This window comes from Mycobacterium sp. D16Q13, assembly GCF_002013375.1.
Classification (GTDB): domain Bacteria; phylum Actinomycetota; class Actinomycetes; order Mycobacteriales; family Mycobacteriaceae; genus Mycobacterium.
Genome location: NZ_MAEW01000014.1, coordinates 210,457 through 225,061, shown reverse-complemented (window position 1 = coordinate 225,061; position 14,605 = coordinate 210,457). Strand labels below are relative to the sequence as shown.

The following is a 14,605-nucleotide window of genomic DNA, read 5'->3' as shown; positions in this document are numbered from 1 at the left end:
AACAAAAACGCTGATCAGAAAACATAGTCAACCGCGGGGCAACGCGCAGTGCTTACTCGAGTTTCAGCTCGGCGCGTCGGTGTCGAGCGTTTCCAGTACCACCTCGGCAACGCGCTTCATGGTGGTCCGACGGTCCATCGCGGCGCGCTGGATCCATTTGAACGCCTCGGGTTCGGTGAGGCCCTGGGTCGACTGCAGGACGCCCTTGGCGCGCTCGACAAGCTTGCGGGTCTCCAGCCGGTCCGCCAGGGTCTGAACTTCCTTCTCCAGGGCGGTGAGCTCGCCAAAACGGCTCACGGCGACCTCGATGGCGGGCACCAGGTCAGTCTTGGAGAACGGCTTCACCAGGTAGGCCATGGCGCCGGCGTCGCGGGCCTTCTCGACGAGGTCGCGCTGGCTGAACGCGGTGAGGATCACGATGGGGGCGATGCGCTTGGCGGCGATCTCCGAGGCGGCGTCGATGCCATCCCGGCGCGGCATCTTCACGTCCATGATCACCAGATCCGGTTTGAGCTCCTCGGCCAGGTCGACGGCTTCCTGCCCGTCCCCGGCCTGACCCACCACGTCATAGCCCTCCTCGTGGAGCATCTCGACCAGGTCGAGGCGGATGAGAGCTTCGTCTTCGGCGACGAGCACGCGGCGCGCGGGGGCCGCCGGTTCGGTGTTCTGAGGGCCGGTCATGGCGACCATTGTGACGCATGTGGTCGCATGTACGGCGATACCCTGGTGAAAGTGATCTACCCCATCCCTTAAGGTTGGAGATCGCGCGACTGGCCGCCGGCCACCAAAACGGCAGTAGCGCCAGGCCCTCGTATCCCAACTGGCAGAGGAAACGGATTCAAAACCCGTGCAGTGTGAGTTCGAATCTCACCGAGGGCACCACGAACTACCGGCATCATGCTTTGATTCCCCGCATGAACCGAGCAACTGTCGGTGTGCTGACTCTTATGGTGTGCGCTTCCGCGGTCGCGGCGTGCCAGACATCCTCTGGCATCACTCGGATACCGGAGACATCGTCGTCAACGGCCACCACGAAGACCTTCGCCGCGTCGACTATCCCCAGGTCCACATCCATCTCCCCCACTACCGGTGCCGACGCGGATGACCCGGCCAAGCGCATCCGCGATACATTCCGAAGCCTGCAAAACCCCGTCGTCGCCGCGACGAAAGACGGCACCGGCAGCTATGAGATCGCGGTACCTCCCCAACCGTCAGCGTCAGGTCCTGCGGCCTACATCGCGGCGCTGTGCACCGGGGGCCCGGCAGTCAACATCTCGCTCGACGGCGCTCCGGTGCCCGGCGGCGGCATCTGTGGAGACGATCCCGGTAAGCCCGGAATTATTGTGATGCTTCTCGCTGTCAGCGCCGACCCGTCAGCCCCCCACACCATCACGGTGCAGGGAGCCGCCGGACAGCGCAGCTGGGTGTCGATGGCCTACGGCCAGATGTACTGACCCCTGCAGCGCAACGCCTAGCCGACGTCGGTGCAGGTGACTCCTGGGTTCTCACAATCGGCGCCGGTCTGTCCGGGCGCGCTGACCCAGCCGCCATCGTCGTCATGTCCCGGAGCGATATTGGATTCGGGTGGGTTGTTGTCGGAACCACAGACCACCCAGGCGTTCTCGCACTGAGCTCCCGCGCCGCCGGGCAGGTAGCCCCAACCGCTGTTTCCGTCGTTGCCCGGCTGATCGACCAAAGATCCGTGCGACGGCGAGTTCGGCGAGCCCGGAACCGGAGGTGCCGGAGACGGATCAGCTGACGCCACCACAGCCCCGAATCCGACAAAGGCAGCAGCCAGGACGCCAGCCGCAGGCGCCACAACAAGACGAGTGAATGAGTTCATGGGCACCTCTTCAACGGGCGGACAAATACAGGACAAATGTACTCCCACACACAGCTTTTGCAGATGATCTTGGTAGGAACCGCACACCATGTCTAACCCCTGCCGATGCCGCACGTGACGCCTCCTCACGTGCTACTACTGGCAATCATGACCCTCGCAACACTCGTCGACATCCACGAGATCACCGAGCTGAAGTACCGCTATGCACGCACCCTCGACAACAAGTTGTGGGACGAGTTCGCCGACACCCTCACCGAGGATGTTCAGGCGACGTACGGCACCGCGGTGCATGGTGCGCCCCTCGAGTTCACGTCGCGCACTGGCGTTGTCGACTACATGCGGTCATCGCTGACCACCGACATCACCAGCGTGCACACCATGAGTCATCCCGAGATCCAGGTCGACGGCGACACCGCGAGCGGCAGTTGGGCCATGAGCGATGTCGTCATCGTTCCGGCGCATAGCGTCCTGATCACCGGTACCTCGTATTACACCGACCGCTACCGCCGTGATGCGGACGGTAGATGGCGGATCAGTTACATCTCCTATTACCGCCTCTACGAGGCGATGCAGAACACCAAGGACATCGGCTTCAACCTGATTGCGAACCGCTGGTCGCAGTAGCGCCGAGAACCGGGTACCCTATCGCCGGGTCTGGAGACATCCGTACTCCACATAGCTGGCTAAGGAGGGACCGGTGCGCTGCCGCCTGTGTGACTCGACGGAGCTGCTCAGCGTCGTCGATCTGGGTGCCACCCCGCCCTGCCAGAAGTTTCTGCACGCCGATGAGCTGGATCTGCCGGAGCCCACCTACCCCCTGCATCTGAGGCTGTGCCGGAACTGCATGTTGCTGCAAATTCCTGCTCTGATTAGCCCCGAGGACAACTTCACCGAGTACGCATATTTTTCGTCGTACTCCGACAGCTGGGTCGACCACGCGCGTACATATGTCAGCAACTCCATTGCACGCCTGGGGCTTTCCCCGGACAGCGCCGACGACTTCGTTATCGAGGTGGCGAGCAACGACGGCTACCTGCTTCAGCATGCGGTCGCCGCGGGAATCCGCTGCCTCGGTATCGAGCCCTCGGTGAATGTCGGGCACGCCGCGCGAGAGAAGGGCGTTCCGACGCTGACGGCCTTCCTCGACGAGGACACCGCCGCCCGCGTTCGCGCCGAACACGGGCCGGCCCGCCTCGTCGCCGCGAACAATGTGTACGCGCACATCCCCGATCTTCGTGGGTTCACCCGTGCGCTGCGCGGACTGGTCGCCGACGACGGTTGGGTGAGCATCGAGGTGCACCATGCGCTGAACCTCATCGAGCTTGGCCAGTTCGACACCATCTACCACGAGCACTTCCAGTACTACACCGTGTTGGCTGCCCAAAGAGCGCTTGCCGTAGGCGATCTCGAAGTGGTCGATGTCGAACTCCTTGATACGCACGGTGGCTCGATAAGGGTCTGGGCGCGCCCTCGCGAGTGCCGGCCCGAGATCGCACCATCGGTCGCTGAAGTCTTGGAACTGGAACGGCAGGCAGGCCTGCACGAACTGTCTGGCTATGAACGATTCCGCGCGACAACCGAGCGAATCCGCCTGGAACTTCTGCAGTTTCTCCTTACCTGTAAGGCCGAGGGCAAGACCGTCGTCGGTTACGGCGCACCCGGCAAGGGCAATACCTTGCTGAACTACTGCGGCATCCGCACCGACATTCTGGCCTATACCGTCGACCGGAATCCGTACAAGCAAGGCATGTTCAGTCCCGGCACCCGCATCCCGGTGTACTCCCCCGAGCGCATCGACGAAGACAAACCCGATGTGGTGCTTGTGCTCCCGTGGAATCTGGAAGCCGAGATCACCAGTCAATTGCGCCATGTCGGCGAATGGGGCGGAAAGCTGGTCTATCCGCTGCCCCAGCTGCATGTGGTGGAACCGCACGTTGAGCCCGAAGGAGCATCGGTATGAAGGTCGTGCTTTTCTGTGGCGGCTTTGGAATGCGCATGCGCAACGACGCCGGCGACGTGATTCCCAAGCCTCTCCAGATGGTCGGGCCGCGGCCGCTCATCTGGCATGTGATGAAATACTATGCGTACCACGGACATAAAGAATTCATCCTGTGTCTGGGTTACGGCGCCGAAGCGATCAAGGACTTCTTTCTCGGCTACAATGAGGCACAGTCCAACGATTTCGTCCTGGCGGAAGGTCAGGTGCGGCTGTTGAAATCGGATATCGCCGATTGGACGATTACGTTCGCGGACACCGGCGCCGAGTCGCCCATCGGTGAACGGCTCCGACGCGTCCGCCACCACCTGGGCGACGATCGCTACTTCCTGGCCAACTACGCCGACGTTCTGACCAACGCTCCCCTTGATGATCTAGTGGCCAAGTTCCGGGATTCCGGAGCTGCCGCGTCCATGCTTCTGGTTCCGCCGCAATCGTCCTTCCACACCGTGGATGTGAATGAGGGCGGCTCCATCACCGATATCACTGCGGTCTCCAAACTCGACATGTGGGAGAACGGCGGCTACTTCGTGCTCTCCCAAGATGTCTTCGACTATCTGCCTGCGGGCGGCGACCTGGTCGAGGACGCCTGTGGGTCGCTGGCCAAAGAGGGCAGGATGTTCGGCTACAAGTTCAACGGATTCTGGAAGCCGGCCGACACGTTCAAGGAACGTGCCGAACTGGACGAGGGTTATCGCAAGGGTGTGCGCCCGTGGATGGTCTGGGAGCAGGAGCCCGCCACCACGTGATTGAACTCGGCACCGGATCCGTTGATGACATCGCGCTACTGGCGGCCCATTGCGACGATATCGCGATTGGCATGGGCGGCACGCTACTGACTATGGCCACGCGCCGGCCCGGCTTGCGCGTGCGGGCCCTCGTGCTGACCGGCGGCGGAACCGAACGGGAGTCCGAGGAGCGGGCCGCGCTGGCGGCGCTGTGTCCCGGCGCCGAGGTCACCGTCAACGTGCTCGACTTTCCCGACGGACGGGCTCCCGCGCACTGGAACCAGATCAAGGACGCCCTGGCCGCATTTCGCCGTGAGTCCGCGGCCTCGGTGGTCTTCGCTCCGCAGCGCCACGACGCCCATCAGGACCACCGGCTGCTGGCGACCCTGGCGCCCACCGAGTTTCGCGACCATCTGGTCCTCGGCTACGAGATCATCAAATGGGAGACGGACACCCCGACACCCACCGTCTTTCAGCCACTCAGTGATGAGATCGCCCACAGCAAGGCCGATCTCATCTACACGCACTATCCGTCTCAGCGACCGCATGACTGGTTTGATCACGAGACCTTTCTCGCGTTGGCACGAGTGCGCGGTGTGCAGTGCCGCCACCGGTACGCCGAAGCGTTCGTACTGGAAAAAGCAACGATCTCTCTAGGAGCAACGCAGTGAAGGTTCTCGTCACCGGTCATCAGGGTTATCTCGGCACCGTCATGTCGCAGATGGCCGCCGAGGCCGGTCACGACGTTATCGGCCTGGACTCGGGGCTCTTCGCAGAGTGCGTCTTGGGCCCGGCACTGGTGGATCCGCCGTCGATTGCCGTCGACCTCCGCGACGTCACGGTCGATCAGCTGGCTGGTTTCGATGCGGTGATTCACCTGGCAGCGCTCTCGAACGATCCCCTCGGCGCGCTGGCGCCGGACCTTACCTACGACATCAACCACCACGCCTCCGTGCGGCTGGCGCGGCTGGCCAAGGATGCCGGAGTGAGCCGCTATCTCTACGCCTCGACATGTTCGGTGTACGGGTCGGCGGGCGATGATCTGGTCACCGAGAACGCTCCCCTGAAGCCCTTGACTCCGTACGCGGAGAGCAAGGTTCGCGTCGAGGATGATGTCGCCGCTATCGCCGACTCCAACTTCTCGCCGGTGTTCCTGCGCAACGCAACGGCATTCGGTTACTCACCGCGACTTCGCGCCGACATCGTGCTGAACAACCTGGTCGGCAACGCCGTTCTCACCGGCGAGGTCCGCGTCCTTTCCGACGGAACACCTTGGCGTCCTTTGGTACACGCCCGCGACATCGGCGCCGCATTCCTGGAATGCCTCACCGCTCCTCAGGACGTGATTCATTGCGCGGCATTCAACGTCGGCACCGAGGAGAACAACCAGACGGTCGCAAAGATCGCGGAAGCGGCCGTGTCCGCCGTACCCAACTCGACGCTGACCATCACCGGAGAGACGGGCGCGGATCCCCGCTCCTATCGCGTCGACTTCTCCGCGATACGGACAGCACTGCCCGGTTACCACGCGCAATGGTCCATCGAGGCAGGCGCCAAGGAGCTCTACGAGCAGTGCGTCGCCGGCCATCTCACCGAATCGATGTTCCGGCAATCCTTCACCCGGCTCGCCCATCTGAAGAACCTGCGTGAATCGGGAGCAGTTGACGACACTCTGCGACCGGTCACCCGGTGAACCGGTCAGCGTCCGGTCAACGCGGCCCAGCTGCCGGCGGCAGCATCTTTGGCGCTGATGACGGTGACCGGAAGCGGCCAGTCGATGCCGAGCTGGGGATCGTCATGGGCGACCGAGACATCCTCAGCGGGGTCGTGCGGCCGGTCGATGCGATAACAGAGGTCGGCCCACTCTGTCAGCGCTTGATGGCCATGCAATATGCCGGCCGGGACGAATAGGTGCCCAAGGGTGGAATCGTCGAGAGTGAAGCTCTGCCAACGTCCGAAGGTCGGTGAGTGGTGTCGCGCGTCGACCAGCACATCGAAGACGGCGCCGCGCGCACAGCGGATGAGCTTGCTCTCCCCATTGCCGGAACGTCCGTGTAGACCGCGCAATACGCCCTGGCGCGAACGTGACTGGGAATCCTGCAGAAAGTCGGCGGCCCGCACCGCCGCTCCGGCAGCACGCTGGTACTCGTCGAAAATCGCGGCGTCGAATGTCCGGGTGAAGAACCCGCGGTCGTCCTGGTGTGGCGTGGGCTCCATCAGCAGTACGCCGTCAATTTCGGTGGTGTGGATGCGCACTCCGCCATACTGCCGTACCGCGCAAAGATTGTGGTGCCAACGGTGATCAGGTGTCGTTATTGCCAGGGCCACGCGCTGCACCGGGTGTTGGACCTGGGCGCCGTACCAGCCGCCGATCACTTCCCCTCCGCCTCCAGCACACCCGCGACGGACACGGTGCATCCACTGGCGATGATGCTGTGCACGGACTGTGCGCTCGCACAACTCGAGATCGACGATACCGACACCGAGGAGCCGCGGGCCGTCGAGCCGCAAGCCCTGCGGGACCAGGCCGCCGACGCGGTTGCCCGAGCGGAGGCCGCCGGCCTCCTCACCGGACGCGCCGTGTACGAGTTCGCCAGCCCTCATGGCGGCAGCTGGCTGAACCTGCTGTTTCCCAAAGGGTTTGAGATCGCATCTGCTGAGCCCGCAGATCTGGTGCTGGACAGCTTCGGCATGATGCACGATAAGGATCAGGCCAAAGCGATCGGCCTGCGCGCCCGCCGCACCAGCGCAGAGGGTGTGCTGCTTCTGCAATTCCATTCGATAGAGACGATCTTGAGTCTGGGTCAGTGGAACTCGCTGCGGCACGGACATTTTGCGTACTACTCGCTGACCGTGCTGCGCCGAATGCTTGCTGATGTGGGTATGTCCGTCGTAGCCGTATGGGAGTTCGACTTGTACGGCGGCACCCTGATGGTGGCCGCGCGGCATGGTGGGCACCCGGCTCCGCCTTCCGTGGAACGGGTTCTGGCACGGGAGAAGGCACACGGCGCCGAGAATTCAGGCGGCTTCGCCCAGCTGCAGCACGCGGTGGACGAGCAGGTGCAGCGGCTCACCCGCTGGCTTGAAGAACGACACGAGTCCGGACAGACGGTGTATGCGTATGGGGCGCCGTCGCGCGCGGTCGCGCTGTTTCACCGGGCGGGATTGACGACGGACTCGGTGGTGGCGGTCGCCGACGCATCTGTAGCCAAACAGGGGCGACGTATGCCCGGAACCGATATCCCGATCGTGTCCCCCGCCGATCTGGTGGCTGCCGACCCCGCCCACGTGCTGCTTACCCTGCCGGATCTATATGCGGAAGTGCGCCTGCGCTTTCCGGAGCTGGAGGGCCGTTGGGCGACTGGGCTGTGTTAATGCAGTAGCGCGGTCGCCAGCGCCGGGCTGAACTGTCCCCCGGGCGCGTCGGGCGCGGCGCCACAGGGGCCATTTGAGCTGCCCGGCGCGAGAATCCAGAGGTTCATGTCCAGACCGTCGGGGCGCCCCAGCACCGCAGGCGGTGTCCCGAGCACACGGCCAGCGGGGTTGCACCAGTCGAAGTTCCAGTCCGGGTTGCCGTTCTGCGAGGTGTCGACCACATAGCGTGGATCAGGGATACCGAACCACTGTTGCAACGCCGCCCTGATGCGTTGCGCGTACGCGGTGATCTCGGAGGTGGGGGCGAACGATGAGACGTTGACGGAGTACCCCACGTGATCGGAGACGCCGACCTTGGCGAGCAGTGCCGCCATGCGCTCCGGCGTCACCGAACCCGATGAGGTTCCGGCGTCGATGTAGACGCGCGTGTTGGCGTTCCGCGCCGAGAAGGTATCCACCACATACCGGAGGGAGCCGATCCGATCGCCAAAATCAGTGCCCTCCAGGGATTGTCGATCGGCGAACCACAGGGCGTCGGGCTCGACGATCAGCACCAGCCGTGCGTCGCCCACGCGCGCGGACACCCGGTCGACCCATGCCCGGTACACCTGGGGCGTGACTGCGTGGTGCGGTCCCGAGAAGCCGTCATCGCGATCGGGAATGTTGTACAGCACCAATTGCGCGGTGCCACCGGCATCGCGGGCCCGCGTGACGATGTCTGCGATGTTTCGGCTGTCGTCCTCGTCATTGCCGGTCGCCCACATCGCGATCGGGTACCGGGCGATCCGATCCCGGATTGCCCCGGCGCGCGTGTCATCGAGGTGGTCGCGTACCCACCACTGCACGTCGAGGGCACCCGGCACCAGCGGGCCGGTATCGAGTCGGTGCGCCGCAGTGTCCGCGGCGCTGCGATGTTCGAACTTGCTGGAGTCGCGTGTCAGCACCATCGCAGCTATCAGGCTCAACACCGCGAGCGCCGCCGCGCACAGCCACCGTGGACGGCTGTCTCGCACTGCTGCCGCTCCGGTCACAGCGGGGAACGATACAGACCCATTGAGCTCTACACTTGGCCCGTGCCCAACACCGATCCAGCGCCCGCGCCCGTGCGCGTCCTGGCCATTGGACCGGCCCCGGCAAGTCCCGAAAGCCGCGGCGGTATGGCAACCGTCATGGCGCATATGGCGGCGTTGACTGACCCCGCGGTGATGGTGCGGGTGGTGCCCACCTATGTGGACGCCGCGCGGTGGCGTTGGTTGTGGGTGGGCGTGCGCGGAATGATCGTGTCGTCATGGTTCGTCCTCACCGGGCACATCGACGTCCTCCACGTCCATCTCGGTCACGGCGGCAGCGTCGCCCGCAAAGCAGTGCCGCTATGGGCCGCGCGCCTTCGGGGGGTACCGGCACTCATCCATGCGCACAGCTTCGACTTCGCCGGGTGGTACCGCGAGCAGCGGGCCGCGGTGCAACGTGGCGTGCGATGGGGACTACGCGCCGATCAGTGGATCATTCTTGGACGTGACCTGGCCGATGAGTACACGGCCTGTCTGCAGCTCGATCCCTCTCGGGTGTCTGTACTGCGGAACCCGGTGCGCATCCCCGAACAGACCGCGATCTCACCCGGCGGCATCCTGACGGCGGTAAGCCTGGGCAGGCTCGGTCGACGCAAGGGCACATACGACATCATCCGGGCGACATCGGCGCTCGCACCTGAGATTCGCGCAGCACTGCATATCCACCTTGCCGGCGACGGCGAAGTGGAACAGGCGCGCACCGCGGTCACTTCGGCCGGTGTCGCGGATGTGATCACCGTGCACGGCTGGCTGGATGCGGCGTCGGGTGCCGAATTGCTCAGTGGTGCGGACATCTTCGTACTCCCGAGCTATGCGGAGGGCCTGCCGATGGCGCTGCTGGAGGCCATGGCCTCGGCGGTCGCGGTGATCACCTCGCCGGTCGGATCGATTGCCGAGGTCGTGCGCGACGGAGAGAACGGCCTGCTGGTAGCGCCCGGCGATATCGATGCCCTGGCCGCGGCCCTCAGTCGGCTGACCACAGATCAGCAGGAGCGCCGCAGGCTGGCGGCCGCCGGGCGTGAGACGGTGCGCGGTCTCGACATCGCAGACTGGGAGGCGCAGCTAGTGCGGATGTGGAAGTCGCTCGCAGATCGCTAAGAGCTTGGCCGCCGCGTGATCTGCGGTGAAGTTCCGCGCGTAATGCTCCCGCGCCGCCCCGCCGAGGCCTGCGGCAACCGCGGGATCGGCGTGCCGGTCGAACGCCGCGGTGAGACCGGGGGCGTCATCACGATCCAAGGCGACCTCACCGGGCGGCTGAAACTCGGCCAAGGCACCCTCGGTAGAGACGATGACGTTCACGCCCAGCTGCATCGAGAGCGTCTGTACCCCGCTCTGCGAGGCCTGCCGATAGTGCACAACCGAGGCCTTGGCTTGGGAAAGCGGTTGCAGCACATCGCTGTAGCTATATGGACCACGAATCCAGTGCACCGACTCCGGCAGGGTGCCCCTGATGTCTCCGTCGCCGATCAGCACGAGATGATCGCCGCGCCATGCCGGACCCGCGACGTGAGCCTCCCACGCGCGCAGGATGAGGTCGACGTTCTTGTATCCGTTGAGACGCCCGATCAGGACGAAGTCCCGACGTCCGCTGGCCGGAGTGAGGGGTGGTACACGGTGCGGATCAAGATCACTGGTGAGCGGAACCACGCCGACCCGCGATGAAGCGTGCGGGGTGATGTGCTGCGCCACGTAGTGGCTGAACGCCACGCGATGCGCCGCGGTCGCCTCCCATCGGCGAAACGCCGCACGCCGCCATCGAGATACCGCCTCGGACGCGTCGTGTGGCCGATCGTCGTGAATCAGCAGCACCCGCGGCCGGCTGGCGCCAAGTATCTGCCAACGCGGATCACGGACCAGCTCGGTGATCACCACATCGGGTTGGAAAGCCCGGACTTTCGGCACCGCGCGCACCCAGGACGCCCACCCTCCCGGATCCTTGAGCGAGGGCTCGAGCACCAACTCATAGTCCCGTGCCGGCCCGGACTCGGGATGCTGGTCGGAGGTCACCAACAGCACCGAAGCGCCCTGACCGCGCAGGGCCTCGGCATGCACGCGTGCCAATGGCCGCATCCACGGCGACAGCCACAGGATTCTCATCTGATCTCAGTCCTTGAGCGCCGCGGTAAAGGCCTGCTCGTACGAGTCCGCCATAGTCTCGATCGTGTACAGATCGCGCATGCGCTCGAAACCATTGCGCCCCATTGCCGTCAAACGTTCGGGGGCGGCAAGGACGTCTCTGAGCGCTGCGCGCCACGACGGTACGTCGATCGGGTCGACCACCAGGCCACTGTCGTTGTCGAGCATGTCGGGGACCGAGCACACCGCGGAGCCGATGACCGGTACGGCGCGCGCCATCGCTTCGAGGATCACCAGTGGAAAGGCCTCGCTTCGGCTGGGCACGCAGAGCACATCGCAATCGGCCAACGCATGCTCGGGTCCTGGAGACCAACCCCTCCACCGCACACGGTCACGGACCGCCTCGGGAGTGAGCGCTTCCAGACGTTCGCGGTCGGGTCCATCTCCGAAAATGGAAAGCTGCCAATCGTATTCGGCCAATCCACTCAGTGCCTCCACCAGCAGATGCGGGTTCTTGTGTTCGACGATGCGGGACAGCATCACGAAACGCAACGGGCTGCTCGGCACCGGACGCCCGGGCGCGCTCTCGGGAAGTTCTCGGCGGCTGACCACCCCGTTGGGTGCGGTGAAGAAACGTGTACCCACCCGTTGATGTGCCGACACCTCCTCCCAGTGCCGCCGCGATAGCGCGATAAAGCCGTCGGCCCGGCTCATTGCCGCCGCCAGTGGCGCCGAGTATGTTCCGGTTTTCAGCTCAGGCGGGATGTGGGCCGCCACAAGCCATCTGCGTTGCCGTCCGGCTGCGCGCCAGAGAGTCGCCGATCCGGTCTCGGTGTTGGTATCCCCCGATACCAGGATGGCAGGTCCGGGGGCGGTCTCAAAGGCGGGACACCACCAAGGCTGGCGGACCACCCGCACAGTCGGCGGGATATCGGCCACCAACGGACCGAGTCGCTGCATGCACGCGATGGTTACGGAGTAGCCGCGCCTGTCCAGTTCGGTGGCCAGCAATACATGCTGGCGTTCGGCTCCCCCGTACACCAACCGATTCGTGGTCAGGATTATCTGCGGGCGTGCCCCACCGGTTCTGATCCGCGTGGTGCGCGCGCGCCGGGCCCCGGGCTGTATCCGGTCCAGCACGGATGTTCCGGCCAGGTAAAGATCGGCCGTGCGCACTCCCCTCGAGTGTTCGAGTGTCAACGCGATATTGGCCCGCAGTAGATCGTCGGAACGGATGCCGCGCTGCCGATCTCCGGCGACGGTCCCTTTGGCGCTGTGCGTGACACCGGGTTCATCGACAAGAATCAGCCGCCATCCCGCTGACCGAGCACGGAGCTGCCAATCGGCTTCCTCGCCGTACAGGAAGAACTCCTCATCGAAGCCGCCGATCTCATTCCAGGTCCGCCGGTTGACCAAGAGGCAGGCACCCGTGAGGTATCCGTCGACGTCAGTGGGGCGCGTTCGGTACAGCTCCGAGACCGCGCGGCCGCGCAATGCCGGCGCGTAGCCCGCGCGTGACACCAGTGCCCGCAGCAAGGTGGGAGCGCGATGTCCGTTATCCCACAGGGACTCGCCGGGAAGCGGGGTGGCGGACGCTATTGGCGGTGCGGCAGCGGCCACCCCCGCATCGAGCGTGACCCGGGCACGAGTCTGCGTGAGCGGCCCCGTCACGATGGCATCGGGGTTGAGCAACAGCAGATGTGCTCCCGGCGCGAAGTCGGCCAATCTGTTGACGGCGGCGGCGAATCCCAGATTGTGACCCGTGCCGTGCCAGTGCACATCTGGGTACATCGCCCGCACCGTGTCCATTCCCGGGTAGTCCGGTCCGGAGTTGTCCCACACGTGCACCGGCAGATCGCCGAGATGTTCGTGACAGGAGCGCAGGCAGTCCTCGAGCAGATCCGGACGGCGGTACGCCACGATGCACACCGCGATACCCCCGTGCACCTCACTGACCCGAGGAGCCGGCAAGTAGGCCCGGTTGAGCTCCTTGTGTCTTTTCCTAGCCATGTCGATCACCCATCAGAGCTCTCCTTGCGGAGTACTTCCCGGACATCTCGCAGGTGCACGGGTCCCACCCACAGGTTCGTCACCGCGTACACACCGGCGGCGATGGCGGCGGCGATCAACTCGTGCATCCACTGCGCGCAAAGCAGGAGTGTGCCAACTGCCGCTAGCGTCGGTATGGCCAACCGCAACAGGAACATCCACGGCGTGCGATAGCCCGTACAGGTCGTCAGTCTGGTGGTGGCGGCGACCAAGCCCACCACCTCGCTGGTCACCAGCGCGATCGCCGCGCCCAGGGAACCCAGGTATGGGATGAGCAGGATATTGAGAACGATGTTGCCGGCCAGATTGAAGACATTGAGGCGCAGCAGAAACGATTGATGATGCGCTGCGAACAGCGCCTGACTGACGGTGCCGGTCAGAAACGTCAGGCCGACCGCGACCAGGAGTAACGGCATCACCAGATTCGATTTGTCCACGAACTGTTCGGTACCCAGGAGTGCGACCAGATCGCGGCCCACGAAGAAGCCGACGACTGCGATCGGCACCGCGATGGCCAGCATCAACCCCATGGAACGCTCGATGAACGCCGCGAAGCGCCCACGCGATGAGGCAAACAGTCCCGTCATCGTGGACAGGGTGGCGCCCAGGAAGAAGTTCCCCACCAGCGACAGGGTGAACGCGGTCTGGTAGGCCAAGCCATACCGGCCGACTTCGGCGGGTGTGCTCATGAGGCTGAGTATCACGCCATCAATACGCCAGTAGAGGACGCCGATAATGAGCACCATCGTCTGGGGCAGGCTTTCGCGTACGAGGACCCAGGTCTCTTTCGCCGACACGACGATTCGCAGCGGGGTGATCCGATGTGCCGCGATGCCTTGTATCAACAGCAGTATGGCCGGTGCCGCCACCTGGGGCAGCGCGTACCAAACATGATCCGCACCAACGGTTACCAGGATGATCGTGACGATGAGCATCGCGACCCGGGATAGCGTGTCCGCCAGTGCCACCGCCGAGAACCGGACCGCGGACATGAATATCGGGTTGAGACAGCTCGACAGTGTTGTCAGCGTGAGGCTCACACTGACAATCAGCAGCATCGACTGCACCTCTGGCTGATCCGCGTAGATCAGCCAACCCGATACGGCGGCCACGGCGGCAAGCGGAAGGCAATAGCTGAGGGAGAAGGCAAGATTGATACCGACCAGCCGCTGCAAGCTTCCGGTACCCGCAGAGACCCGTCGGACGATCACCACGCCGATACCCAGCTCAGTCAGGCTGGTCCACAGTCCGATGAAGAAGATCGCGGAATTGAGATGCCCGTAGGACTCTGGCCCCAGCGCACGGGTGGTCAGTGCGATCGCGACGATGGAGACGATCGTCCCCAGCACCCGACCGCCCAGTTGCCATGCGACAGCGCTGGCAATTCGCCGTCCAGATGCCGGCTCGGTTACCGGGGATCCATCGGCATGCTCCGGCGTCATGTGCTACCTTGCGCCGACACGGGATG

The 14,605-nt window shown here is 64.5% G+C and carries 15 protein-coding genes and 1 tRNA gene; 9 read left to right on the top strand and 7 right to left on the bottom strand.

Annotated features, from left to right (window positions below; translation table 11 throughout):
• Positions 1 to 63: 63 nt before the first annotated feature.
• Entirely contained in the window at positions 64 to 681 is a 618-nt protein-coding gene (locus B4400_RS16395) for an ANTAR domain-containing response regulator (RefSeq protein WP_078288248.1), read from the bottom strand.
• Between the two features lie 124 nt (positions 682 to 805).
• Here B4400_RS16395 and B4400_RS16390 point away from each other — a divergent pair.
• Positions 806 to 882: transfer RNA gene (locus B4400_RS16390), tRNA-Leu, on the top strand.
• 32 nt (positions 883 to 914) lie between these two features.
• Positions 915 to 1,454: a hypothetical protein gene (locus B4400_RS16385; protein WP_139361435.1), complete on the top strand. Its 540-nt coding sequence runs from the start codon at positions 915 to 917 to the stop codon at positions 1,452 to 1,454.
• Between the two features lie 17 nt (positions 1,455 to 1,471).
• Here B4400_RS16385 and B4400_RS16380 read toward each other — a convergent pair whose 3' ends face one another.
• Positions 1,472 to 1,843 carry a hypothetical protein gene (locus tag B4400_RS16380; protein ID WP_078312492.1) on the bottom strand — a complete coding sequence of 124 codons (372 nt, stop codon included), beginning with the start codon at positions 1,841 to 1,843 and terminating at the stop codon, positions 1,472 to 1,474.
• Positions 1,844 to 1,990: 147 nt separating this feature from the next.
• Between B4400_RS16380 and B4400_RS16375 the strand changes: the two genes are divergently transcribed.
• The 5 genes from B4400_RS16375 to B4400_RS16355 all read left to right on the top strand — a co-directional run bounded on the left by B4400_RS16375 (position 1,991) and on the right by B4400_RS16355 (position 6,260).
• Positions 1,991 to 2,467 (top strand): nuclear transport factor 2 family protein, encoded by a 477-nt coding sequence (locus B4400_RS16375; RefSeq protein WP_078312556.1) that lies wholly within the window; start codon positions 1,991 to 1,993, stop codon positions 2,465 to 2,467.
• Positions 2,468 to 2,540: 73 nt separating this feature from the next.
• Positions 2,541 to 3,803, top strand: coding sequence for a class I SAM-dependent methyltransferase (locus B4400_RS16370; RefSeq protein WP_078312491.1), 1,263 nt, complete (start codon positions 2,541 to 2,543; stop codon positions 3,801 to 3,803).
• The gene (locus B4400_RS16365; protein ID WP_078312490.1) at positions 3,800 to 4,588 is read left to right on the top strand and encodes a glycosyltransferase family protein; all 789 of its coding nucleotides are present in this window, start codon (positions 3,800 to 3,802) and stop codon (positions 4,586 to 4,588) included. The genes B4400_RS16370 and B4400_RS16365 overlap by 4 nt, the downstream gene beginning before the upstream one ends.
• Positions 4,585 to 5,238 (top strand): PIG-L deacetylase family protein, encoded by a 654-nt coding sequence (locus B4400_RS16360; protein ID WP_078312489.1) that lies wholly within the window; start codon positions 4,585 to 4,587, stop codon positions 5,236 to 5,238. The genes B4400_RS16365 and B4400_RS16360 overlap by 4 nt, the downstream gene beginning before the upstream one ends.
• The gene (locus B4400_RS16355) at positions 5,235 to 6,260 is read left to right on the top strand and encodes an NAD-dependent epimerase/dehydratase family protein (RefSeq protein ID WP_078312488.1); all 1,026 of its coding nucleotides are present in this window, start codon (positions 5,235 to 5,237) and stop codon (positions 6,258 to 6,260) included. Before B4400_RS16360 ends, B4400_RS16355 begins: the two co-directional genes overlap by 4 nt.
• Positions 6,261 to 6,265: 5 nt before the next feature.
• On the opposite strand, the gene B4400_RS16350 is transcribed toward B4400_RS16355, so the two are convergent.
• On the bottom strand, positions 6,266 to 6,823 hold the full coding sequence (locus B4400_RS16350) for a dTDP-4-dehydrorhamnose 3,5-epimerase family protein (RefSeq protein WP_078312487.1): 558 nt from the start codon (positions 6,821 to 6,823) through the stop codon (positions 6,266 to 6,268).
• On the opposite strand from B4400_RS16350, the gene B4400_RS16345 reads away from it, so the two are divergent.
• Positions 6,812 to 7,942: a class I SAM-dependent methyltransferase gene (locus B4400_RS16345; RefSeq protein WP_286151405.1), complete on the top strand. Its 1,131-nt coding sequence runs from the start codon at positions 6,812 to 6,814 to the stop codon at positions 7,940 to 7,942. The two genes, B4400_RS16350 and B4400_RS16345, sit on opposite strands and share 12 nt — an antisense overlap.
• Here B4400_RS16345 and B4400_RS16340 read toward each other — a convergent pair.
• Positions 7,939 to 8,973, bottom strand: a complete 1,035-nt coding sequence (locus B4400_RS16340; protein ID WP_170915028.1) for a glycoside hydrolase family 6 protein — start codon at positions 8,971 to 8,973, stop codon at positions 7,939 to 7,941. The two genes, B4400_RS16345 and B4400_RS16340, sit on opposite strands and share 4 nt — an antisense overlap.
• A 42-nt stretch (positions 8,974 to 9,015) precedes the next feature.
• Between B4400_RS16340 and B4400_RS16335 the strand changes: the two genes are divergently transcribed.
• Positions 9,016 to 10,110: a glycosyltransferase family 4 protein gene (locus tag B4400_RS16335; RefSeq protein ID WP_170915027.1), complete on the top strand. Its 1,095-nt coding sequence runs from the start codon at positions 9,016 to 9,018 to the stop codon at positions 10,108 to 10,110.
• On the opposite strand, the gene B4400_RS16330 is transcribed toward B4400_RS16335, so the two are convergent.
• Genes B4400_RS16330 through B4400_RS16320 form a run of 3 tightly spaced genes read right to left on the bottom strand, consistent with a single transcriptional unit; the run spans position 10,075 to position 14,579 of the window.
• Complete coding sequence (locus B4400_RS16330) at positions 10,075 to 11,103, bottom strand: glycosyltransferase family 4 protein (RefSeq protein WP_078312553.1); 1,029 nt, start codon at positions 11,101 to 11,103, stop codon at positions 10,075 to 10,077. The two genes, B4400_RS16335 and B4400_RS16330, sit on opposite strands and share 36 nt — an antisense overlap.
• A gap of 12 nt (positions 11,104 to 11,115) precedes the next feature.
• Positions 11,116 to 13,098, bottom strand: a complete 1,983-nt coding sequence (locus tag B4400_RS16325) for a glycosyltransferase (RefSeq protein WP_078312551.1) — start codon at positions 13,096 to 13,098, stop codon at positions 11,116 to 11,118.
• A 5-nt stretch (positions 13,099 to 13,103) separates the two neighbouring features.
• Positions 13,104 to 14,579: a flippase gene (locus B4400_RS16320; RefSeq protein ID WP_078312486.1), complete on the bottom strand. Its 1,476-nt coding sequence runs from the start codon at positions 14,577 to 14,579 to the stop codon at positions 13,104 to 13,106.
• Positions 14,580 to 14,605: the final 26 nt, after the last annotated feature.